Below are 21,006 nucleotides of genomic sequence, written 5' to 3'. Positions count from 1 at the left end.
AAAAAACATGATACGAACGTTCTCCGTTCTGTTGATTTTTCAATGTCTCGGCGAGGGGCTTGTCTACGCGACGGGTTTACCTGTGCCTGGGCCTGTGATTGGTATGTTGCTGCTTTTCGTATTTTTGCTGGTAAAAAAAACAGAAGCGGCAAAACTGATTCCTGGCGTTCAGACCTTGTTAGGACATTTGTCGCTACTATTTATACCGGCAGGTGTCGGTATCATGGTGCACGGTAAGATGGTGATGGACGAATGGTTGCCGCTTGCACTCGCGCTCGTCATCAGCACTGCGGTGTCGATTGTGGTAACGGCGTTCTGTGTGAAATGGCTACAGAAATGAACCATCATCATCTCTCCGAAGTCTGGGTCTATCTTGCCGCGTCACCTCTGTTAGGGCTGACGGCAACATTAATTGCCTACCAGGTCGCTTATCTCATCTATGCCAAATGCCGATTTAGCCCCTTAGCCAATCCAGTGGCCATCTCCGTCATTTTGATTGTCACAGTGTTAGTCGCGACGAACACGCCATATCAGACGTATTTTGCCGGGGCACAATTCGTGCATTTTTTGCTGGGACCAGCGACTGTCGCATTGGCAGTGCCGCTTTATCAGCAAATGAGCAGACTCCGTTATCAATGGAAAGCATTTTTGGTCGGCGCAGTGCTGGGGAGCGCCTCAGCGATTGCAACTGCTATGTTGATCGCCAGCGCCTTAGGTGCGTCGCGAACAACGGTTTTATCGCTGGCATCCAAGTCGGTCACGATGGCGATTGCCATGGGCGTGAGTGAAAAAGTCGGAGGCTTACCATCGTTGACGGCTGCCTTAGTGATGCTCACTGGCATTATTGGCGCGATGATTTCGGCGTGGATTTTGAATCTGTTAAAGATCAGAGATGATGCGATACGCGGGTTTGCTTTAGGCGTTAGTGCTCACGGCATAGGCACAGCGCGGGCATTTCAAATCAACGAGCAAATGGGTGCTTTTGCAGGGTTGGCAATGGGTCTATCTGGCTTGTTGACAGCACTTGCTCTCCCTTTTGCTTTACGCCTACTTGGTGTCATTTGATGTGTAGCGAACGTTGTTAGCATCAATGCGGGCATCAATGATACCCGCATCGGCTTCATATTAACGTTATTCCCTTTTATTCAGCCAGTAAGGCCGTGACATCCTTAATTAAGTCTGCAGGTGCTGTCTGTGGAGCGTAGCGGCTGTAAACCGTGCCATCTTTTTTAATCAGGAATTTGGTGAAATTCCATTTAATGGCTTTAGTTCCCAGTAAGCCCGGCGCCGCCTCTTTTAGATTCTTGAAGAACGGATGAGTGTCATCACCATTGACATTAACTTTTTCAAATAAAGGAAAAGTGACGCCATAATTTTTTTCGCAGAAACTACCAATCTCATCAGCTGTCCCGGGTTCCTGATGGCCAAACTGATTGCACGGGAAACCGAGCACGACGACGCCTTTATCTTTGAATTGCTGGTAAATCTGTTCGAGTCCCTGATACTGTGGGGTGAAACCGCACTTACTTGCAGTATTGACGACCAAAACAACCTGTCCAAGATACTGCTTCAGATCAACCGGTTGCCCTTGCAAATTGTTGGCATTAAAGTCGAGAGCGTTCATCGTTAAAGTATTCCTAAGTGATTGGTTCCTGCGGTCAGATCGCGATCTTTGGCTTCTTTTCCTTGCAGCATAATTGATAACCGCAATTCATTAACCGAGTCGGCGTTACGCAGTGCGTCTTCGTAAGTAATTTTATCCGCTTCATGCAAATCAAATAGCGCCTGATCAAAGGTCTGCATGCCTAACTCGCGAGATTTTTTCATGATATCTTTAATCTCGTGAACGTTTCCTTTAAATATCAAATCGCAGACCAATGGCGTGTTTAATAGTACTTCAACTGCAGCGATCCTGCCTTTGCGACCTTTAATTGGGAGTAGACGCTGAGAAACGACCGCTCTGAGGTTGAGTGATAAGTCCATTAATAATTGTGCACGACGCTCTTCTGGGAAAAAGTTGATAATGCGGTCGAGCGCTTGGTTGGCACTGTTGGCATGTAATGTCGCAAGACAAAGATGACCGGTTTCTGCAAACGCGACTGCAAAGTCCATCGTTTCACGATCACGGATTTCGCCAATCTGAATCACGTCAGGGGCCTGACGCAATGAATTTTTTAGCGCAGATGCCCAATCTTCTGTATCAATACCCACTTCGCGTTGCGTTACAATGCAATTTCCATGGGGATGCACGTATTCGATTGGGTCCTCGATCGTGATAATGTGCCCGTAACTATTTTTATTGCGGTGACCAACCATCGCTGCCAGCGTGGTTGATTTTCCTGAACCGGTCGCACCAACGATAATGACCAAGCCACGTTTGGTCATCGAGACTTCTTTCAGGTGCTCAGGCAGACCTAAATCTTCTAACTTAGGAATAGCAGTCGTAATCGTCCGCAGAACAAGTCCTACACGTCCCTGTTGCATGAATGCTGATACTCGGAAACGACCCATGCCCGCTGGGTTAATCGCGAAGTTACATTCTTTCGTTGATTCAAATTCGGCTGCTTGCTTATCATTCATGATTGCACGCGCCAAATCAATCGTGTGAGCTTGTGTCAGCGGTTGATTTGATACCGGTGTCACTTTACCGTCAATTTTAAATGCAGGTGGAAAATCGGCTGTGATAAATAAATCTGAGCTATTCTTTGTCAGCATGAGCCTCAGAAGGTCATGCATAAATTTTGTTGCCTGATCGCGTTCCATCGCTGTGATTATCCTATTTACTCAATCGGGTCTATCGTATTTTTGTCGTCAGCAGGTGCTGATGTCGTCTCAACTCAATCAACCTGGGAAGTTTTCCGGAATCTTCGCCGCACTGCGTGCGGTGCTCACAGAGATCACGTTCCTTCGTACTAGGTCAGTCAGATTTTGATCCAAGGTTTGCATGCCCAGATTACTACCAGTCTGGATGGCGGAATACATTTGTGCAACTTTTCCTTCACGAATGAGGTTGCGGATTGCTGGCGTTCCAAGCATGATTTCATGTGCCGCGACACGACCCGTACCATCTTTGGTTTTTAATAGTGTCTGGGAAATAACCGCCTGTAACGATTCAGATAGCATGGATCGCACCATCTCTTTTTCTTCCGCCGGAAAGACGTCAACAATACGATCAATGGTTTTTGCAGCTGAAGATGTATGTAAGGTGCCAAATACAAGGTGACCTGTTTCTGCAGCGGTTAATGCCAGCCGGATGGTTTCCAGATCACGTAACTCACCGACTAGAATGGCGTCCGGATCTTCACGCAATGCGGATTTCAACGCATTATTAAATGACATCGTGTGCGGGCCGACTTCGCGCTGGTTGATCAGGCATTTTTTGGATTCATGTACAAATTCAATCGGATCTTCGACGGTCAGAATATGGCCATATTCATTTTCATTCATATGATTCACCATCGCTGCTAGCGTAGTTGACTTACCGGAACCAGTTGGGCCAGTCACCAAGACCAGACCGCGGGGTTTGAGTGACAGTTCTGCAAAAATTTTTGGTGTGTTTAATTGCTCTAATGACAGAATTTTGGACGGAATCGTACGCATGACAGCCGCTGGGCCACGTTCCTGATTGAAAGCATTAACGCGAAAACGGGCGAGACCAGGAATAGAGAATGAGAAATCAACTTCAAGATGTTCTTCGTAGGCTTTTCTTTGCGAGTCATTCATGATGTCATAAATGAGCTCGTGCACGTCTTTGTGCTCTAGTGGTGGCAAATTAATACGACGTACATCACCATGTACCCGTATCATCGGGGGTAAACCGGACGATAAGTGAAGGTCAGATGCATTATTCTTGACGGAGAACGCGAGTAGTTCAGAAATGTCCATTTATAATTCCGGTAATGAGTGTGTCGCAGATGACAGACGCAATGGCTGCCTGAGATTAGGATCTATTGCAAAAAGTGACCAATTCCAACGAATAATTTACATACAAGATTCCTGATTATGTCCTTAATTTCCGACAACTTGCAAGCCGTACGTGCTGATATCAGACGTGCCGCTCATGAATGTGGTCGTTCTGAGCAGCAAGTGAGCTTATTGGCCGTTTCAAAGACCTTTGGGGCGGATGCGGTACTAGATGCCGCGCGCAGCGGACAAGTTGCCTTTGGTGAGAATTATCTACAAGAAGCGGTAGATAAGATCACATTCATTCGACAACACGCACCAGAGCTTGATCTGGAATGGCATTTTATTGGCCCGATACAAAGCAATAAAACCCGGCCGATTGCAGAGAATTTCGCATGGGTGCACGCGGTTGACCGTGAGAAAATTGCACATCGGCTCTCGGAACAACGTCCCGCAACCATGGCACCATTAAACATTTGCTTACAAATTAACATCAGTGGCGAAGCGAGTAAAAGTGGCGTACCACCTGAACAGGCAGTCAATCTTGCATTGGCGATCGCCAAACTTCCAGGCTTGTGTCTTCGCGGTCTCATGGCGGTACCAGAACCCACCAACGACGAACAGCAACAACGTGCAGCATTTAGACAGTTGAAGTTCCTCAATGATGAGATTACCAGACACGGTATTGTCCTTGATACCTTATCTATGGGAATGAGTGGCGATTTGCATGCCGCCATTGCCGAAGGAAGTACGATGGTCAGAATAGGAACAGCAATTTTTGGGAAAAGAGATTATGCAAAATAAATTGAAAATCGGATTTATTGGTGGTGGCAACATGGCAGTTGCCTTGATTACCGGATTACTGCAGGCGGGAACGAGCGCTCAGGATATTCATGTTGTCGATGTGAATCAGGCCATGCTCGCTCGTCTTGAGACGGAGTTCAATGTCTCAACTTCTCTCATGATCGATGCAAAGCTGCAGCACATGGATGTGATCGTGCTTGCCGTGAAGCCCCAACAGTTGCGCGATGTCGTCGGTGAACTCGCTGTCCATCTGCGTCAACAGCTATTGATATCTATCGCCGCGGGAATTCGTGCGATAGATATTTCACGATGGCTTAATTCGTATCCAAGAATCGTGCGAGTGATGCCGAACACACCTGCCTTGATTGGCAAAGGGGTTACAGGGCTGTTTGCTTTGCCAGAAGTGACTGTGGCGGAAAAACAGTGTGCCGATGAAATTTTGCGTGCGGTTGGTTCGACGTCTTGGGTTCACGAAGAAAAACTGATTGATGTTGTGACCGCGATTTCCGGTAGTGGTCCGGCTTACGTTTTCTATTTCATTGAGGCAATGCAGCAAGCAGCGCAGGAATTAGGGTTAAGCCCAGAACAAGGAACCCAGTTTGCGATCGCCACCTTTGAAGGAGCGGCACAACTCGCCATGCACTCCGATGAGAATGTAACGATATTGCGTGAACGTGTTACCTCGAAAGGCGGAACGACCTACGCCGCGTTGAGTAGTCTGGAAGCCGATGATGTCAAAGGTAAAATTATAACCGCCATTAAGGCCGCTGCAGCCAGAGCGACCGAGCTTGGTGAGGAGTTTGGCCGACAGGATTAAGTGACATTTTCTGGTTGCTGCACTTGGCGTGTGTCTTTTTAGTACAGTACATCAAACGATGTTATTTGCATATCATAAAATACAGCGCTCTGGTAACAGACGCTGTATTTTTCTTTGTGGAAACAAAAGCTTGTTATTTCACAAAATTTATTAGTGAGAGTGCTCTTATTCGGTGACTTGTTGAGAAAAATCATAGGGCAATGAGATACAATACGTTACCTCATTGTTGCATAAAATTTGCTCACTGCAGCAGCACCTTTTTGTTTTGCGTTTTACCTTTATTCATAGGAAATCTCTTTTATTCCTTAGAAATCAACACAGTAAATCGCACAAACTCCTCAGCACTCTCACTGGTTTTTGTATGGCAATTTTTGTTTGGTTTCGTTTATTTATATTTAATCTGTTACAAGTTCAGATACCTAGTAACACGATAGATACAAATCGTCTTGTTGATCAGGGCAGTTATTCATCACTGAATAAACTCAAGTGTTTCGTCTTGTCCATCGATTGGTCATGGATTACGCTTTTATCCTTACTTGGAATTTATCTGATTCCTGGTCTCATCGGGCACGACCCATGGAAGCAAGATGAAACATATATTTTTGGCATTATTCATCACCTGATTGAAACGGGTGATTGGATTGTGCCAACGATGGCTGGTGATCCATTTATGGAAAAGCCCCCTTTATATTACTGGGTAGCTGCCATTTTTGCGAAGACGTTTTATCCTTGGTTGACATTGCATGATGGAGCTCGTCTGGCGACGGGTTTTTTTATGTCGATCACTTGTCTTGCTGCAGGATGGTCGGCACGTCAGTGGTGGGGGATCGGTTACGGTCGCTATGCTGTCATGTCCCTATTAGGCTGTCTGGGTTTGGTTTTGCATTCGCACATGATGCTCACTGACGTTCCTTTGCTGACTGGTTTTGCTGTTGCTACCGCAGGTTTTGTCAATATTGAAAAGAACCCTAACCGTTCAGGTGCTTTACTTGGTACGGGCGTTGGTATTGGCTTTATGGCTAAAGGTGTATTGGCACTTGGGGTCTTCGGTTTGACCGCGCTCTTGTTACCTATCTTGTTCAAGCAGTGGCGGAATGCAGTTTATTGGCGGGTATTGTCACTTGCCCTACTTTTTTCTGCCCCTTGGTTATTGATCTGGCCTGTTAGCTTGTATTTGCGCTCTCCCAGCTTATTTATGGATTGGTTCTGGCTCAATAATGTCGGACGCTTTTTTGGATTTTCTGTCGCCCAACTCGGTGCGCCACACACTGAAGGATTCTGGATTACCACATTGCCTTGGTTTGCTTTTCCGGCGATGCCGTTAGCAGCGTTGACGCTGTGGCATCGACGACACATGGTATTTCAGTCATCAGCGATACAGGCGTGCGGCTTGATATTTTCGATGATGTTGCTGGTCTTGTGGAGTGCTGCCTCTGCGCGCGATAACTACGCGTTACCTTTGCTTTTACCGATTGCATTAATTGCTGCACCATCGGCAAAGCATTTGGGCTCAGGCTTGGATAAAGCATGGGATTGGAGTGCTCGGCTGATTTTTGGTGTTGTCATTGGCTTTATCTGGGCAGTGTGGGCTGTGATGACGATTAACGGTACACCGCCAGAGTGGATGTTCTTGCTTCGCCATTTGCCCCGTGAATTCGTGCCGCATTTTGCGTTTTGGCATGTATTGATTGCCTTGATGATTACTGCACTCGCTTTTGCGGGAATAGGCCAACTGTCCCGTATTCATGGACGTGGATTGGTAAGTTGGGTATCCGGTCTTGGTTTAAGTTGGATGTTAATTTGTCAACTTCTCTTGCCATGGGTTGACCACGCAAAAAGTTACCGTAGCGTTTTCTCGTCTATGCAAACAGCCATGAAAGGCAATTTTGATTGTATGGCGAGTAAGGACCTTGGCGAGTCTGAGCGTGCCATGCTGAGATATTTTTCTGGTATTAATACCTACCGGCAAGAAACGCTTCCAGAAGTTAGCTGTGATTTTTTATTAATTGACGGCTTTCAACGGCAGCCGCCAGAGCATCTGCGCGATAAAAATTGGCGGTTGGTGTGGGAAGGTGCTCGTCCTGGCGATAGTAATGAGCGGCTGTGGTTGTTTGAAGCAAAAAAGATGAATGGACAATTAGCGCTGAGTAGCGCTCGTCGTCCTCTGAAGTAAAGCGGCTTATTTAGCGTCTGTGCTTTTAGCGTCGGACTTGAATTGCTTAATCAGTGGTGCGATGGCGCGCCACATCTGCCAGGTGTTGATAGCGGCTTTAGCTACCGACGCAATCCGAGTCGGTTTTATTAGCAGAGCAGCGGCAGTGATTGCTGCCGTCAGTAAGGGTTGGTGACGCAAGGTGCCGACCAGACGACGAGCGCAGTGGTAACCAAACTCTGCGACTTCTGTCGATTGTTTTAGGTCTTCTACTTGTAGCGCAAGCAGCTGTCTCTGCGCACGGATTTTGAGTAGAAGTACCTCGCGCTGCAATGCGAGTTGTTCTGACTTACGTCTCATGAGTTTTCTTCTTTTGAAGCCACAGACTGACCACGTAAGGCAACACTGTCTTGATGGAGCTCTGCCAACGTAGAGGCTAGTAATCTTGGCTTTTTACTGAACTGGCTCCGAAGCCAAATACCTAGCCCTAGTGCCACAGCAAAAAGAGTCGATATCATAGAAGCGACCACTACGATCCTATGATTATCCCAGAACACCGCAATGAGCAGCACCGCCAGCAATACCAGTGCGAAACAAGCGCAAAATAAGGCAACCAAAGACCAGAGCAGGAGCGAAAAAAAACGCCCCAACTCTTCTTCAATTTCTACAGATGCTAACTCCAGCCGAGTATGAACAATACTCAGCGAAGTCGCTAGCAATTGACCTACCGAATCGAGTATCGCCATTGTTATTTGTTGCGGGCTATTAATAATCCAACTAACAATCCTATCCCTGCGGAAATACCAACGGATTGCCATGGGTTTTCTTTAACATAGACGTCTGTAGCGCGGGCGGCGTCTTTTGTCCGCGTCACGACAATTTCTTCAACTTTGGCTAGTTCTTCCTTTGCATTTTTGAGGGTACTTTCAAAGCGCGCTTTTGCCGCCCTGAAGCCTTCACCCGATTGCTGTTCGGTGTTTTTCAGCATCTCTTCTGCATCACGGATAACTTGATTCAGGTCATCCATCAATCGATCGTTCTGTTGTTCAACTGAGCTCATGATCATTCCTTTGAAGTAGGTTGGGTTGTGTCGCCATATAGAATTCAAGATGAGGCATACAGCACCATCAGTATGGATTAGTCTAGATCAATTCTCTTGCGCAGAGTTGTTATGGATCAAGCCAAATCTACAAAGTTTTTTGATGGTACTTTTTCAATGAACCTGTATTTTTACTTTAATGCATAGTCCAAGACAACGCCAGCAAAGATTGCGGCACCAAGCCAGTTATTGTGACGGAACGCAGCAAAGCAACGCATTCTTTCCCGATTTCGGATCAGGGTGTAATGATAGATGGCACAAGCGATAGCAATGGCCATCCCAGTAAAAAACCAGAGACCGAGACCATATTGCAGAGCGACGAAGGAGATCAGTGCAAAACTGATTGCATAGCAAAGCATAATGGCAAAGACGTCATAGCGTCCAAAAGTAATCGCCGACGTTTTGATGCCGATTTTTAAGTCGTCATCACGATCGACCATCGCATATTCGGTGTCGTATGCAATAGCCCAAAATATATTGGCGATCAGCAATATCCAGGCGACCATCGGCACCGAGTTTTGAATTGCTGCATAAGCCATCGGGATACCAAATCCAAAAGCAATACCTAAATATGCCTGTGGTATGGCAAAAAAGCGCTTGAAGTAGGGGTAACTTCCTGCCACTAGGACGGCGATCACTGACAGTTCTTTAGTCAAAAGATTAAACGGTAAAATCAGACAAAACGATATCAATGCCAAGACCCCTGCAATGGCTAACGCTTCTTTACCAGAAATCTTTCCGCTCGTTAGCGGGCGCTCTGCTGTCCGTTCGACATGCTTGTCAAAATCTCTGTCAGCATAGTCGTTGATTGCACAACCGGCTGATCGCATTAATACCGTACCAAGCGTAAAAATCGCGACCAAATTCCAGTTTGGATCGCCCGCAGAGGCGAGCCAGATTGCCACCAGTGTTGGCCAAAGAAGAAGCACTATTCCAATCGGTTTATCTAAGCGTACTAATTTGACATACCAATGACAACGTGTAACAAAAGCGTTCATTTTTACCTGTCTGTTGTTTCGATCATTTGGAATTATAAGTCCTCTATACATTGTATGGTCTCAATGCTATCTTACCCACCTCATCAATTATTGATAGCTTGTGCAGAAACAGCTACAAAAACGCCTGGAAATATGCGCCAAACGTGCTCAACCCGTGCGCTCCGTATTTGCAATGGGCGAGAATTTTTTGTGCAATGGCTACTCACACATTTGAATTGTGGAAGAAAACATGAAATTTTTTAGAAAATTAGGATTAGCTACCTCAGTAACATTGATGCTGACACAAGCTGCACCAGCGTTCGCTGTGACAGAAATTAGTTGGTGGCATTCTATGACAGGCGCACTGGGTGACAGAGTTAATAATCTCGCAGACCAGTTTAATAAAAGTCAGGCAGAGTATAAGGTGGTGCCTGTCTACAAAGGCGAATATGACGAGTCGCTGTCAGCTGCGATTGCTGCTTTTCGTGCTGGTAATGCGCCTGATATTTTGCAAGTATTTGAAGTCGGTACGGCAACCATGATGTATGCCAAAGGTGCCATTAAACCGGTATCTGAAGTCATGAAAATCGCCGGTGAAAAATTTGAACCGGCAGCGTATATCCCTGCAGTGGCGAGTTATTACACGGCACCAAACGGCGAAATGTTGTCTTTGCCTTTTAATAGCTCGACGGCAGTTTTTTTCTACAACAAAGATTTATTTGCAAAGGCTGGTCTTGATCCAAATAAACCGCCCACAACCTGGCAGGAAATGGTTTCTGATGCCGCGCGTTTAAAAGTAGCAGGCAGTAAATGTCCCTACACAACGGGATGGCAGACGTGGATTCAGTTAGAGAATTTCTCTGCATGGCATAACATTGAATTTGCGACAAAAAATAATGGATTTGGCGGTCTGGATGCCAGATTGAAATTCAATAGTCCTTTACATGTCCGACATATTGAAGATATGGCGAATTGGGCTAAGCAAGGCTATTTCGTCTACGCCGGACGCAAGAGTGAGTCCGATGCGAAATTCTATTCTGGTGAATGTGCTATGTTGACCTCATCGAGCTCGGTCTACAGCGTGATCGTTAAAAATGCCAAGTTTAAGTTTGGCGTTGCCCCTTTGCCTTATTATTCAGACGTTCCTGGTGCGCCACAAAACACCGTCATTGGTGGTGCGTCACTGTGGACGATGGCTGGCAAAAAAAATGAAGAATACAAAGGCGTTGCCAAGTTCTATAAATTTTTGTCTCAGCCCGAAGTTCAGGCCAAATGGCATCAGGAAACAGGCTATTTACCAATTACGAATGCCGCCTACGAGATGACTAAAAAATCCGGGTTTTATGAAAAAAATCCAGGTACAGGCGTTGCAGTACAACAGATGATAGTTAAAACTACAGACAAATCACGCGGCATCCGCTTAGGTAGTTTTCCACAGATCCGTACCGTCGTTGATGAAGAATTAGAATTGGTCTGGTCTGGTAAAAAGTCAGCGAAAGAGGCACTCGATACAGCGGTCTCTCGTGGCAATGAACTATTGGCTCGCTTTGAGAAAGCAAACAAATAGAGAACGTTGAACGTGTTTTCAATGGCTGTTGTATTTACATTTTTTATCAGTAGGTGATTCTTGGAAAAACGAGCGCGTTTTCGCTCACGATGGGTGCCATACGCATTACTGGCACCGCAACTCATTGTGACTGTAGTATTTTTTTTCTGGCCCGCAGTACAAGCGTTATATCAATCCGTTTTATTGCAGGATGCATTTGGTTTATCCACTGAGTTTGTATGGTTTGAGAATTTTAAGATCTTATTTGAGGATCCAGCTTACCTGACGTCGTTCAAAACAACTGGCCTATTTTCTGTGCTGGTTGCGGTGACGGGATTGGCTGTCTCATTGATCTTGGCGGTGTTTGCTGATCGTGTCGTCCGTGGCGCCGCGGTCTATAAGACTTTACTGATCTGGCCATATTCTGTTTCTCCTGTCGTGGTTGGCGTGCTATGGATGTTTTTACTCAATCCGACGCTTGGTGTAGTCGCCCATCTGTTGCGACACGTTGGTATTGAATGGAATCATCTGCTCAATGCACAGCACGCGATGATTCTGATTGTGCTTGCAGCTGTTTGGAAGCAGGTTAGCTATAACTTTTTATTTTTCTTAGCAGGTTTGCAGTCGATTCCTAAATCACTTATTGAAGCTGCCGCAATTGATGGCGCAGGTCCAGTGCGCCGTTTCTTTTCTATTGTGTTGCCATTGCTGACACCGACGAGTTTCTTCTTGCTGGTCGTCAACATTGTGTACGCGTTCTTCGATACGTTTGCGATTGTTGAGGCAACTACACAGGGTGGCCCGGGCAAAGAAACAGAAATCTTGGTGTACAAAGTGTTTAATGACGGCTTCAAAGGTGGCGATCTTGGCAGTGCCGCCGCGCAGTCCGTTGTTCTGATGTTAATTGTGGTGGCACTGACGGTGTTGCAGTTCAAGTATGTAGAAAAGAAAGTGCAGTATTGAACATGATAGAACGTAGACCAATACTAGATGCGATTAGTCACGCAGTATTAATTATCGGCGTGATGTTGATTGCGTTTCCAATCTATATTGCTTTTGTTGCCAGCACACAGACTGCTGAGCAAGCAGCATTAGCACCGATTTCTCTGATCCCTGGTGATCAGCTTTTGCATAATTTTGCGACGGTACTTCAGGGTGGTGCCAGTGGGAATGTGGATATCAGTCCTGTCGCCCAGATGATGTGGGTCAGCCTAGTATCAGCATTACTGATCGCTGTCGGTAAAATTGCTATTTCTATGCTGTCAGCATTTGCTTTGGTGTACTTCCGTTTTCCTGGTCGGCGCTTATTTTTCTGGATGATTTTCCTGACGCTGATGTTACCTGTAGAGGTCAGAATTAACCCGACCTATAAAGTCATTTCAGATTTCGGGATGCTTAATTCCTACGCTGGATTAACGGTGCCATTAATTGCTTCTGCGACAGCTACTTTTTTATTCCGACAATTTTTTCTGACAATACCCGATGAACTAGCCGAAGCTGCGCGTATTGATGGTGCAGGACCAATTCGTTTTTTTAAAGATGTGATCTGGCCTTTGTCTCGTACCAATTTGCTGGCCTTGTTTGTGATTATGTTTATCTACGGTTGGAATCAGTATCTTTGGCCTCTGCTGGTTGCAACCGAGCAAAGCATGTATCCGATTGGTGTAGGTATCAAACGTATGATTGCGGGTGGTGATGCTGCCGTTGAGTGGAATCTCGTGATGGCAACCTTATTGCTGGCAATGATCCCCCCTGGACTGATTGTGGTGCTGATGCAAAAATGGTTTGTTAAAGGATTAGTTGATTCTGAGAAGTAACGCTTTGCTCGTGTCTTTCTAGCTGAGTCAATTGCAGACGACAAACAATGTATTCGCAAAGAAATTAAAGAAAACAAAGAGAATAAAGATGGCACAGGTCCACTTAAAAAATGTAAAAAAGATCTACGGTCACGGCAAAAAAACGGTGAACGTTATTCATGGTATTTCTGTTGATATTGATGATGGTGAGTTTGTCGTCATCGTCGGTCCTTCTGGTTGCGGTAAATCGAGTTTATTACGCATGATTGCCGGACTCGAAGAGATCAGTGAAGGCGAGGTTGTCATTGGTGATCGCGTGGTCAATGAACTTGAACCAAAGGACCGTGACATCGCGATGGTATTTCAAAACTATGCGTTGTATCCACACATGAGTGTGTTTGAAAACATGGCGTATGGCTTGAAGATACGAGGCTATTCCAAAGCAGAAATTAGCGAACGCGTGAACAAGGCTGCAAAGATTCTGGAATTAGAAAATTTGCTGGATCGTACACCACGTGCTTTATCTGGTGGGCAGCGTCAGCGGGTGGCAATGGGCCGGGCGATTGTCCGCGAGCCCGCTGTATTTTTGTTTGACGAGCCACTGTCCAATCTGGATGCCAAGTTACGAGTTCAAATGCGTCTGGAAATTCAGAAATTACACAAAACACTGGCGACCACTAGTTTATATGTCACCCACGATCAGGTCGAGGCGATGACGCTCGGTCAGCGAATGATTGTGATGAATGGCGGTGTAGCAGAGCAAATTGGAACACCTGACGAAGTTTATTCCCGCCCTGCGACAAGTTTTGTGGCGAGTTTTATTGGTTCACCACCGATGAACCTTTTGCAAGGAACGATGAGCAGCGATGGACATTGGATGACGATGGGTGATGTGAAGTTTGAATTACCGTTCCATCCATTACATCAGCAACCTAACACTGCCACAGATACAGAAACCATTTTGGGTGTGCGTCCTGAGCACTTATTTATCGGGATGCCTGGGTTACCTTTTGAGGTCGATCTGGTCGAATCGTTAGGTGCTGATTTGTTGGTTCATGGTCGTTGTGCAGGACAAACCTTAGTTGTTCGGGCTCCAGTCGGAGTACAGGTCAGCGTGGGACAAAAAACGACTGCTGGATTTACTTTCGATAGCATGCACAGATTCGATCCGCAGACACAAAGACGTATCGATTAAGTGACCAGATCGTGATGTGAATCGGGCTCGTTCTGCGTTCATTGTGCTGACGAATCACATCAACAAAGCAGGTTTACGGCGCGGCGTTTTATTGCTATCGACGTGTTCATCTGTTGCTGTCGATTCACTGATCAGCGTTGAGAGATCTTGTTGGTGAAGAGAAGGCCCTTGTTCTGTCGCCTGATGTTGTCCTAGTGCATAGCCCGAGGCAAAAACGAAGCCAGTTATGAGTATGCATGCACTATATCGGATGAGCGTATTCATAAACACCTTTACGGTCTGATTGAATGTTCTACTGCTGTCTATTCACTGTCTCTAGATTGGATCATCCGGATAAATAGCGGAGGAGACACCATCTATCCGGATTACTCATCGCTGCAAAGCCATCGCCTTGCGACGTCAGAGATCGTTCTACTCAGAAAATTTGTCCACTTCTGTTGACGACGTGTAGTGTCTCAACGGCGAGAACTCAGAACCAGTAAAATGTGCTAAGGTTTAAAATTTAGTATGCTTGGTACTGAATTTTGATACTATTGTGCACAATTTATAATCGGAGTCGGATGAAATGAGTTCACCAGAAATATTGCTCAATGTGCTGCGCGCCGAGTTGCGGGCGGCTGGTGTGACCTACAAAATACTGGCGGACCGGATAGGAATGAGTGAATCCAGTGTCAAACGGATGTTCGGTCAAAAAGATATGAATTTATCGCGCTTGGCAGAAATCTGCAAAGCCGCAGGCATTGCCTTAGAGGATGTGTTTAGGCAAGCGGCTGATGTGACACCCCATTCCGATACGCTGACACTGGCACAAGAAAAATCATTAGTGGCGGATGCAAAGTTATTATTGGTTGCTATTTCTTGTCTTGGTCACTGGACACTCGAACAAATTGTTGAAACCTACGAATTGAGTGAACCAGAATGTATCCTGCATTTGATTGCATTAGATAAATTAGAACTGATCGAGCTTCGCCCCAATAATCGTTATCGCTTAAACGTCTCTCCAGCATTTCATTGGCGTCCGGATGGGCCGGTGCAGCAATTCTTTCGTGATCATGTCGTGAGTGACTATTTCAGAGGAACCTTTGACCGACATGGCGAGACCTTATTGTGTGTTCCTGCGCGAGTGTCTGATCGCAGCGCGATGGAAATCGTCCAGAAAATTCAGCATCTCGCTGCTGAGTTGGCACGCTTACAGCAAGATGATCGTCGTCTTAAACCTGAGGAGCGTGATGGTTTTACGCTATTGGTGGGCTTCCAGTCTTGGGAGTTCTCGGCTTTGACCGCGTTACGGCGGCCAGAAGCAAAACCTGATCTGCCGAGCATCACTCACCAGATCGGACTTAAGAAAAGATAAACTGCTGAGCCCGCCCCTCGGGTCGCACCAGCACCAAAGAACAACGGACCAAAACGGGTATCGACGGATAAACTCGCACTGCCTGCTTGTTTCAGAATACCTGTACTGAACGGCACTGATGCACCATAAGTACCGCCAACTTCAGCAGAAAGTGCAAATCGTATTGCACCGCCCACGGTACTCGGCAAAGCGCCGATTTTACGTGCGATAACGACACGGCCAAATATACTTTCGTCGCCACTCAACGAGTTAGTGGGCAAGCCAGATAATCGGAGAAATCCCCCTAACGGTGCCAATTGTGGTGCATTTGGTGATTTGGTCCATTCTCCATAAAGATGTCCTGACCAGTCACCCGATTCAAACGCCTGCATCATACTGAGTTCTGATTTTGCAGCGGATGGTTGCCCCGATATCTTGCTGGGCGAGCGTTGCCATACCGCATTGACATAACTGCCTTGCGTCGGGAATGCCAGAGAATTGAGTGTATCGATTTTAAAGTTAATAAATTCGGTCGTGTCATAGATTCGCGAATTGGGGTTGTAACTTTTTGATGGATCAGACGATAGTTCCGAGGTAACTTTCTGAAAGCCTCTGGTGAAGCCTGCTTCTATACTTCCCCAATTACCAAATTGTCTTCCGAGTAGCATCGTTATGCTACTACTGGTCGTACCTTCGGTGGCAATTTTGGTCTCATTGTTGTAGACATTGAGGTTATTTGCTTTGTAGTCGACGGATGGTGCCACGTACCATTGTGAAGCAGGTGCTAAGGGTTGCCAGAATTGGGTGCTGAATTGACGCACGCTGCCAATCTTTGCAAGTGTGCGTAGTTCTGCACCGTAAGCATTGATTGAAGATGCAACGTGCATCAGATCTAATGCAAAATTGTTTTCGTCAGAAAAATTACTCGCTAATTCCATACCCACACGTAAGCGATTACGGCTGGAGTTTGATTCTGTTGGCTTGATGAGGATATCTCGTTCGCCATTGTGATCGGTAATGATTGTTTCAACTTTATCGAGATCTCCACGACCATAGAGTCGGGTTGTCGCAGCGCGAATCTGCTCTTGTGTCAGCACCTGACCTTCTTCGATTCCTGTCTGCGATCGTAAAGCAATCGGATTGATGTACTGCGTTCCCTGAACTTCAATATGTGCGATCGGTAGCGCAGTGATGGGCATTTTTGTCATCGTACCCGCGTGCAGTCGTTGCACTTCATAGGCTAAAAAATGATCAGGTGAGAGGCTAAGCGCTTGCAACTGTGGAGCTAATTTCAGCGTTGCTTCTTCGCCAGCCTTGATAGCACGTGGATATTGGGAAAAATCCAGAAATGTAATGCCATCCAAATTTGGCGAGATTAAGACGTCCTGATCCTTTAGTTGTTTGATTGAGCGTTGTACATTTTGTTCAGTCAGAATTTGTAACATCTGTGTTGCCACGTCCACCGCACTTTGTAACTGATGCTCTTTCGCTAGGGGAGTGCCTACGTTTACCGCAATAATAATATCGGCGCCCATCGCCCGCGCCATTTCGACTGGAAGATTACTGACTAGCCCACCATCAACGACTAATTTGTCTTTGATGCGAACCGGAGCAAAAACACCAGGCACCGCCAAGGACGCACGCATCGTTGCCAGTAGGGGGGTAGTGTCAAGTTCAACCAGTTCGCCAGTCAATAGGTCCGATGCCGCTGATCGAAATGGTAATGCTAATTGATTTACCGGATAGTCGCGCATTCCTTCAGGTAAAAGTTGTGTGAGGGCGTTCTCCAGTGCGGCATTACCAGCTGCCGCTGTTGGCAAGGAGACGCCTTTCTTGGTTGCAGCAAATTCGATCCGTGTCGGCAGCAGCGTGTCTTCTTCTTTCCGTCGGAAATCGAGATCATTGCGAGCAGGGCGATCAGATAAGACATTATCCCAATCCGTATCGTGAACGGTTTTTTCTAATTCTTCGGGCGTACGTCCTGCTGCATACGCACCACCGACAACGGCACCCATACTGGTACCCACAACTATATCAACCGGAATTCGCAGTTCACGCAGTGCCCGTAAGACGCCGATATGAGCAAAACCACGGGCACCACCACCAGATAACACCAGCGCGATGCGTGGACGATTGACCGGTACGATCGTATCGACAGAGCTATTGGGATTAGATTGTGCGATGCTGAGAGTTGTTACGCCCATTAACGTAATATTGGCGCACAAGAGAAAAAATCGGTTCAATAACATAGTCATCCAGACTCTTTGTAAACAATGAACCGCAGATAGACTGATTTTGCGGCGACTGGTTCAGAAAAGTCCAGAGTATAGCTTCAGTCATGTTGATACTGTTATCAGTTATTACTTATTTCTACTGGCGCGCGCGCGTGGCAGTTTGGATGGGGTGGGAGAGCATGGTGTCGTCTCTTTTTTTTGTTGGATGTTAGTGAGTAATGAGGTTGTACTCTGCGGTGCGAGGCTAGAGGTAGTTCGGCGGCCACTCACTTTTCTTGTCGCACAAATTGCGTTGTCTCAACCGGAAAAGGTCAAAAGCAACGTCAGAACCAACGTCAGAACCAATCCCCGACATGATCAATATGCTCAACATCCCCGTCTGCCGCAAAGCGGGCAGGGGAGCCATGAGTTTATGTTGGGGTGATACTTACCGATGGCGGAACTAAAAATAGTCCAGATTCGTTTATTGGAGGCTAATGCCTTCATCCAGCATGGTAACGCCGGGTAGGTCACACGCGAGTACGGCGTCACGGATGGCATCGATGGCGGCTTGTCGTGTGAAGCTTTTGCGCCATGCAATCACAACACGACGATCTGGCACAGGTTTCGCAAAATGGACGTAGCGTAGCATGCCATCGGTACTGCCCATGTCTGGCACAGAGGCGATCGGTAACACCGTTAATCCAATGCCAGAAGCGACCATGTGACGTATGGTTTCCAGCGATGAGCCTTCAAACGTACGGGCGATACCATCACCTGTGGTCGAGAAGCGTGCCATCTCAGGGCAAACTTCTAAGACCTGATCTCTGAAGCAATGACCATTGCCCAGTAATAACATCGTTTCTGATTTTAATTCTGCGGTGGAGACTTCTTTGCGATTTACCCAGGCATGGTCTTTCGGCATAGCGACGACGAATGGTTCGTCGTATAGGGGTTGTATCATCATGCCTTGCTCAGGCAGAGGCAAGGCCATGATCGCTGCATCCAGTTCGCCTTGGCGCAGGAGTTCGATCAGCTTGACAGTAAAGTTCTCTTGCAACACCAGCGGCATTTGCGGTACACGCTGTATCATTGTTTTGACCAGCGTTGGTAATAGATAGGGGCCAATGGTGTAAATCACGCCAAGCCGGAAAGGGCCTGCTAAGGGATCTTTGTTTTGCTTTGCTATTTCTTTGATTGCCGCAGTTTGTTCCAGCACACGCTCAGCCTGCGCAACAATCTGTGCGCCCAGCGGGGTTGTTGAAATTTCGGTACCACCACGTTCAAATATCGTTACACCTAACTCATCCTCGAGTTTTTTAATCGCAACAGACAAGGTTGGTTGTGCAACGAAGCAGGCTTCCGCTGCATGACCGAAATGTTTTTGCCTAGCGACGGCAACGATATATTTTAATTCTGTGAGTGTCATGAGCTTAGTGTGGCACAGAGTTTTGCTGGCGTCAGCAATCTGTTTTATTCAACTTCTGAAAAATACCGTTAATACGGGGAGTATATTTTATTATCCGTAATTATCCTTATGAAAACGCAATATTGAGAAAAAATATACTTATACACAGGGGAGTATAAATTTCGCTTGCTTATAAATTTAATAAGCAAGCGATGTTGTTTTTATAAAACTTTAATTAATTTTTTTGCAAATTACTCATCGCTTTGGTGAGCTCTACGTGCCCTTGTGCTGTGCCGCTATCGGGCACGGTTTCACCTTCGCGTTGGCGAACTTCTGATAAACGGGCGGCAAGTTGTTCTGGTGCATCGCTATTACGGCCGACAAAAACGCCTTGAGTTAACGTGATATTTGCTGCTTCAAAACTGCCTGCACCAGCACATAAAATAGCACGTGTCGGTGCATCCTCTGCTGCCAATACCAACATGGCAGGAACCACATCAGATGGTTTCAGTGCCTGTAAAAACTCGACAGGGAACAAACTCTCGGTCATCCGCGTCGCTGCTGTTGGTGCCAGACTGTTGACGCGAATATCGTATTTAGCCCCTTCCAGCGCCAGCGTTTGCATCAGACCGACTAACGCCATTTTGGCTGCACCGTAATTGGATTGCCCGAAGTTGCCGTATAAGCCAGATGAGGAAGTCGTCATCACGATACGTCCGTATTTCTGTTCTGTCATGACAGGCCAGACCGCCTTACAGCAATGCACAGCGCCCATCAGGTGAACGTCCATCACCAGTTTGAAGTCATCTATGTCCATTTTGGCAAAACTCTTGTCTCGCAAAATGCCCGCATTGTTGATCAGAATATCGACCCGACCCCATTGCGCGATGGTTTCAGCAACCATGGCCTGTACTGCGGCAAAATCGGTCACAGACGCACCATTCGCGATGGCTTCGCCGCCTGCTGCGCGGATTTCTTCAACTACCGCCTGTGCTGCCGAGAGAGATGAACCCGATCCATCGCGGGCTCCGCCTAGATCATTAACAACGACCTTAGCACCGCGTGCAGCTAACGCTAACGCGTGTTCACGACCCAAACCACCACCTGCACCAGTAACGATTGCTACCCGGCCATTAAAATTAAGCGTCATTTGTCTTCCTTTATAGGTTGTTATTAAATGTTGTACTTTTCAAGCATAAAAAATAATCAGATAAATTTCTTTTGCATCATCATCGCACCGCCCATGGCTGGATCGAGTTCGTAGGTTGCAAAACCTTGATCAATATACAAGGCACGCGCTGGTGCATTACCGTCTAATACTTCCAGCGTTAATTTACAGTAACCGCGTGTTTGAGCAAAATTGCTGATGACGTCGATGAGTTTTTTTGCTATTCCTAAACCTCGAAACTCCGCGCGTATCGCAAAGTCATGGATATTGAGTAAAGGTCGACAAGCGAACGTCGAAAAACCTTCTATGCAGATCGAAAAACCCGCTGGTTGGTCATTCTGATACGCAAGGAATGCAACGACGGTCGGACGTAGTTTTAAGGATTCAATCAGATGTTGTCGGGTGTAATCCGATAACGGTTCCCCGCCACCCATTGGGTCACAAGCATAGTCATTCAAGAGGAAAAGCAGATCGTTTGCATGTTGTGCGCGGTGTAAGTCGGCTTGGGTTATTGTCAGCATAAGCAGAAATGAGTGAGCGTTCGATACTGAAGTATAAGCGACGTAAGGCAATCTTGTATCGTCGCTATTGACTG

The 21,006-nt window shown here is 46.6% G+C and carries 22 protein-coding genes; 10 read left to right on the top strand and 12 right to left on the bottom strand.

The features are described 5' to 3' along the window. Positions 1-7: 7 nt before the first annotated feature. Both ACO0KV_RS02055 and ACO0KV_RS02050 read left to right on the top strand, forming a co-directional pair. The gene (locus ACO0KV_RS02055) at positions 8-340 is read left to right on the top strand and encodes a CidA/LrgA family protein (RefSeq protein WP_423039390.1); all 333 of its coding nucleotides are present in this window, start codon (positions 8-10) and stop codon (positions 338-340) included. Beyond that, positions 337-1,065: an LrgB family protein gene (locus ACO0KV_RS02050; protein ID WP_423039388.1), complete on the top strand. Its 729-nt coding sequence runs from the start codon at positions 337-339 to the stop codon at positions 1,063-1,065. Before ACO0KV_RS02055 ends, ACO0KV_RS02050 begins: the two co-directional genes overlap by 4 nt. Positions 1,066-1,141: 76 nt before the next feature. Here ACO0KV_RS02050 and ACO0KV_RS02045 read toward each other — a convergent pair whose 3' ends face one another. From ACO0KV_RS02045 to ACO0KV_RS02035, 3 genes are all read right to left on the bottom strand, one after another. Next, positions 1,142-1,624 (bottom strand): glutathione peroxidase, encoded by a 483-nt coding sequence (locus ACO0KV_RS02045; RefSeq protein ID WP_423039386.1) that lies wholly within the window; start codon positions 1,622-1,624, stop codon positions 1,142-1,144. A gap of 2 nt (positions 1,625-1,626) precedes the next feature. Then, positions 1,627-2,763 (bottom strand): PilT/PilU family type 4a pilus ATPase, encoded by a 1,137-nt coding sequence (locus ACO0KV_RS02040; protein ID WP_423039385.1) that lies wholly within the window; start codon positions 2,761-2,763, stop codon positions 1,627-1,629. 78 nt (positions 2,764-2,841) lie between these two features. Next, a complete protein-coding gene (locus ACO0KV_RS02035) occupies positions 2,842-3,885 on the bottom strand; it encodes a type IV pilus twitching motility protein PilT (RefSeq protein WP_423039383.1) in 1,044 nt (347 codons plus the stop codon). Positions 3,886-4,002: 117 nt separating this feature from the next. Here ACO0KV_RS02035 and ACO0KV_RS02030 point away from each other — a divergent pair, with 117 nt between their 5' ends. From ACO0KV_RS02030 to ACO0KV_RS02020, 3 genes are all read left to right on the top strand, one after another. Next, positions 4,003-4,707, top strand: coding sequence for a YggS family pyridoxal phosphate-dependent enzyme (locus ACO0KV_RS02030; RefSeq protein ID WP_423039381.1), 705 nt, complete (start codon positions 4,003-4,005; stop codon positions 4,705-4,707). Next, positions 4,697-5,524, top strand: coding sequence for a pyrroline-5-carboxylate reductase (gene proC / locus ACO0KV_RS02025; RefSeq protein ID WP_423039379.1), 828 nt, complete (start codon positions 4,697-4,699; stop codon positions 5,522-5,524). The genes ACO0KV_RS02030 and proC overlap by 11 nt, the downstream gene beginning before the upstream one ends. 361 nt (positions 5,525-5,885) lie before the next feature. Next, the gene (locus ACO0KV_RS02020) at positions 5,886-7,697 is read left to right on the top strand and encodes an ArnT family glycosyltransferase (protein WP_423039377.1); all 1,812 of its coding nucleotides are present in this window, start codon (positions 5,886-5,888) and stop codon (positions 7,695-7,697) included. 6 nt (positions 7,698-7,703) lie between these two features. Here the strand turns inward: ACO0KV_RS02020 and ACO0KV_RS02015 are convergent, their stop codons facing one another. The 4 genes from ACO0KV_RS02015 to ubiA form a co-directional block, all read right to left on the bottom strand. Beyond that, entirely contained in the window at positions 7,704-8,036 is a 333-nt protein-coding gene (locus ACO0KV_RS02015; RefSeq protein WP_423039376.1) for a YqjK family protein, read from the bottom strand. After that, the gene (locus tag ACO0KV_RS02010) at positions 8,033-8,422 is read right to left on the bottom strand and encodes a phage holin family protein (RefSeq protein ID WP_423039374.1); all 390 of its coding nucleotides are present in this window, start codon (positions 8,420-8,422) and stop codon (positions 8,033-8,035) included. The genes ACO0KV_RS02015 and ACO0KV_RS02010 overlap by 4 nt, the downstream gene beginning before the upstream one ends. A gap of 2 nt (positions 8,423-8,424) precedes the next feature. Continuing rightward, positions 8,425-8,736 (bottom strand): DUF883 family protein, encoded by a 312-nt coding sequence (locus tag ACO0KV_RS02005; RefSeq protein ID WP_423039372.1) that lies wholly within the window; start codon positions 8,734-8,736, stop codon positions 8,425-8,427. A 170-nt stretch (positions 8,737-8,906) separates the two neighbouring features. Then, positions 8,907-9,773, bottom strand: coding sequence for a 4-hydroxybenzoate octaprenyltransferase (gene ubiA / locus ACO0KV_RS02000; RefSeq protein WP_423039370.1), 867 nt, complete (start codon positions 9,771-9,773; stop codon positions 8,907-8,909). Between the two features lie 229 nt (positions 9,774-10,002). Between ubiA and ugpB the strand changes: the two genes are divergently transcribed. The 4 genes from ugpB to ACO0KV_RS01980 all read left to right on the top strand — a co-directional run bounded on the left by ugpB (position 10,003) and on the right by ACO0KV_RS01980 (position 14,289). Beyond that, a complete protein-coding gene (gene ugpB, locus ACO0KV_RS01995; protein ID WP_423039368.1) occupies positions 10,003-11,319 on the top strand; it encodes a sn-glycerol-3-phosphate ABC transporter substrate-binding protein UgpB in 1,317 nt (438 codons plus the stop codon). A 60-nt stretch (positions 11,320-11,379) separates the two neighbouring features. After that, on the top strand, positions 11,380-12,261 hold the full coding sequence (ugpA, locus tag ACO0KV_RS01990) for a sn-glycerol-3-phosphate ABC transporter permease UgpA (RefSeq protein ID WP_423039366.1): 882 nt from the start codon (positions 11,380-11,382) through the stop codon (positions 12,259-12,261). A 2-nt stretch (positions 12,262-12,263) separates the two neighbouring features. After that, positions 12,264-13,115 (top strand): sn-glycerol-3-phosphate ABC transporter permease UgpE, encoded by an 852-nt coding sequence (gene ugpE / locus ACO0KV_RS01985; protein ID WP_423039364.1) that lies wholly within the window; start codon positions 12,264-12,266, stop codon positions 13,113-13,115. Between the two features lie 88 nt (positions 13,116-13,203). Further along, entirely contained in the window at positions 13,204-14,289 is a 1,086-nt protein-coding gene (locus tag ACO0KV_RS01980; protein WP_423039362.1) for a sn-glycerol-3-phosphate import ATP-binding protein UgpC, read from the top strand. Positions 14,290-14,343: 54 nt separating this feature from the next. Here the strand turns inward: ACO0KV_RS01980 and ACO0KV_RS01975 are convergent, their stop codons facing one another. Then, positions 14,344-14,553, bottom strand: a complete 210-nt coding sequence (locus tag ACO0KV_RS01975) for a hypothetical protein (protein ID WP_423039360.1) — start codon at positions 14,551-14,553, stop codon at positions 14,344-14,346. A gap of 301 nt (positions 14,554-14,854) precedes the next feature. Between ACO0KV_RS01975 and ACO0KV_RS01970 the strand changes: the two genes are divergently transcribed. Then, the gene (locus ACO0KV_RS01970) at positions 14,855-15,643 is read left to right on the top strand and encodes a helix-turn-helix domain-containing protein (protein ID WP_423039358.1); all 789 of its coding nucleotides are present in this window, start codon (positions 14,855-14,857) and stop codon (positions 15,641-15,643) included. Here the strand turns inward: ACO0KV_RS01970 and ACO0KV_RS01965 are convergent. From ACO0KV_RS01965 to ACO0KV_RS01950, 4 genes are all read right to left on the bottom strand, one after another. Beyond that, positions 15,616-17,877: a patatin-like phospholipase family protein gene (locus ACO0KV_RS01965; RefSeq protein WP_423039356.1), complete on the bottom strand. Its 2,262-nt coding sequence runs from the start codon at positions 17,875-17,877 to the stop codon at positions 15,616-15,618. The two genes, ACO0KV_RS01970 and ACO0KV_RS01965, sit on opposite strands and share 28 nt — an antisense overlap. 442 nt (positions 17,878-18,319) lie before the next feature. Beyond that, positions 18,320-19,264, bottom strand: coding sequence for a LysR substrate-binding domain-containing protein (locus ACO0KV_RS01960; RefSeq protein ID WP_423039354.1), 945 nt, complete (start codon positions 19,262-19,264; stop codon positions 18,320-18,322). A gap of 214 nt (positions 19,265-19,478) precedes the next feature. Then, the gene (locus ACO0KV_RS01955) at positions 19,479-20,393 is read right to left on the bottom strand and encodes an SDR family oxidoreductase (protein ID WP_423039352.1); all 915 of its coding nucleotides are present in this window, start codon (positions 20,391-20,393) and stop codon (positions 19,479-19,481) included. A 56-nt stretch (positions 20,394-20,449) separates the two neighbouring features. Next, positions 20,450-20,932 carry a GNAT family N-acetyltransferase gene (locus ACO0KV_RS01950; protein WP_423039351.1) on the bottom strand — a complete coding sequence of 161 codons (483 nt, stop codon included), beginning with the start codon at positions 20,930-20,932 and terminating at the stop codon, positions 20,450-20,452. Between the last annotated feature and the right edge of the window lie 74 nt (positions 20,933-21,006).

The organism is Undibacterium sp. RuRC25W, from assembly GCF_049339825.1.
Lineage (GTDB): Bacteria > Pseudomonadota > Gammaproteobacteria > Burkholderiales > Burkholderiaceae_D > Undibacterium.
The sequence above is the reverse complement of the archived record's forward strand: the minus strand, read 5'-3'. Positions and strand labels throughout refer to the sequence as shown.

Excerpts from the sequence above, each read along its gene's own strand:
- ACO0KV_RS02055 (WP_423039390.1), top strand. The coding sequence starts at position 8 with ATGATACGAACGTTCTCCGTTCTGTTGATTTTTCAATGTCTCGGCGAG.
- ACO0KV_RS02050 (WP_423039388.1), top strand. The coding sequence starts at position 337 with ATGAACCATCATCATCTCTCCGAAGTCTGGGTCTATCTTGCCGCGTCA.
- ACO0KV_RS02045 (WP_423039386.1), bottom strand. The coding sequence starts at position 1,624 with ATGAACGCTCTCGACTTTAATGCCAACAATTTGCAAGGGCAACCGGTT.
- ACO0KV_RS02040 (WP_423039385.1), bottom strand. The coding sequence starts at position 2,763 with ATGGAACGCGATCAGGCAACAAAATTTATGCATGACCTTCTGAGGCTC.
- ACO0KV_RS02035 (WP_423039383.1), bottom strand. The coding sequence starts at position 3,885 with ATGGACATTTCTGAACTACTCGCGTTCTCCGTCAAGAATAATGCATCT.
- ACO0KV_RS02030 (WP_423039381.1), top strand. The coding sequence starts at position 4,003 with ATGTCCTTAATTTCCGACAACTTGCAAGCCGTACGTGCTGATATCAGA.
- proC (WP_423039379.1), top strand. The coding sequence starts at position 4,697 with ATGCAAAATAAATTGAAAATCGGATTTATTGGTGGTGGCAACATGGCA.
- ACO0KV_RS02020 (WP_423039377.1), top strand. The coding sequence starts at position 5,886 with ATGGCAATTTTTGTTTGGTTTCGTTTATTTATATTTAATCTGTTACAA.
- ACO0KV_RS02015 (WP_423039376.1), bottom strand. The coding sequence starts at position 8,036 with ATGAGACGTAAGTCAGAACAACTCGCATTGCAGCGCGAGGTACTTCTA.
- ACO0KV_RS02010 (WP_423039374.1), bottom strand. The coding sequence starts at position 8,422 with ATGGCGATACTCGATTCGGTAGGTCAATTGCTAGCGACTTCGCTGAGT.
- ACO0KV_RS02005 (WP_423039372.1), bottom strand. The coding sequence starts at position 8,736 with ATGAGCTCAGTTGAACAACAGAACGATCGATTGATGGATGACCTGAAT.
- ubiA (WP_423039370.1), bottom strand. The coding sequence starts at position 9,773 with ATGAACGCTTTTGTTACACGTTGTCATTGGTATGTCAAATTAGTACGC.
- ugpB (WP_423039368.1), top strand. The coding sequence starts at position 10,003 with ATGAAATTTTTTAGAAAATTAGGATTAGCTACCTCAGTAACATTGATG.
- ugpE (WP_423039364.1), top strand. The coding sequence starts at position 12,264 with ATGATAGAACGTAGACCAATACTAGATGCGATTAGTCACGCAGTATTA.
- ACO0KV_RS01980 (WP_423039362.1), top strand. The coding sequence starts at position 13,204 with ATGGCACAGGTCCACTTAAAAAATGTAAAAAAGATCTACGGTCACGGC.
- ACO0KV_RS01975 (WP_423039360.1), bottom strand. The coding sequence starts at position 14,553 with ATGAATACGCTCATCCGATATAGTGCATGCATACTCATAACTGGCTTC.
- ACO0KV_RS01970 (WP_423039358.1), top strand. The coding sequence starts at position 14,855 with ATGAGTTCACCAGAAATATTGCTCAATGTGCTGCGCGCCGAGTTGCGG.
- ACO0KV_RS01965 (WP_423039356.1), bottom strand. The coding sequence starts at position 17,877 with ATGACTATGTTATTGAACCGATTTTTTCTCTTGTGCGCCAATATTACG.
- ACO0KV_RS01960 (WP_423039354.1), bottom strand. The coding sequence starts at position 19,264 with ATGACACTCACAGAATTAAAATATATCGTTGCCGTCGCTAGGCAAAAA.
- ACO0KV_RS01955 (WP_423039352.1), bottom strand. The coding sequence starts at position 20,393 with ATGACGCTTAATTTTAATGGCCGGGTAGCAATCGTTACTGGTGCAGGT.
- ACO0KV_RS01950 (WP_423039351.1), bottom strand. The coding sequence starts at position 20,932 with ATGCTGACAATAACCCAAGCCGACTTACACCGCGCACAACATGCAAAC.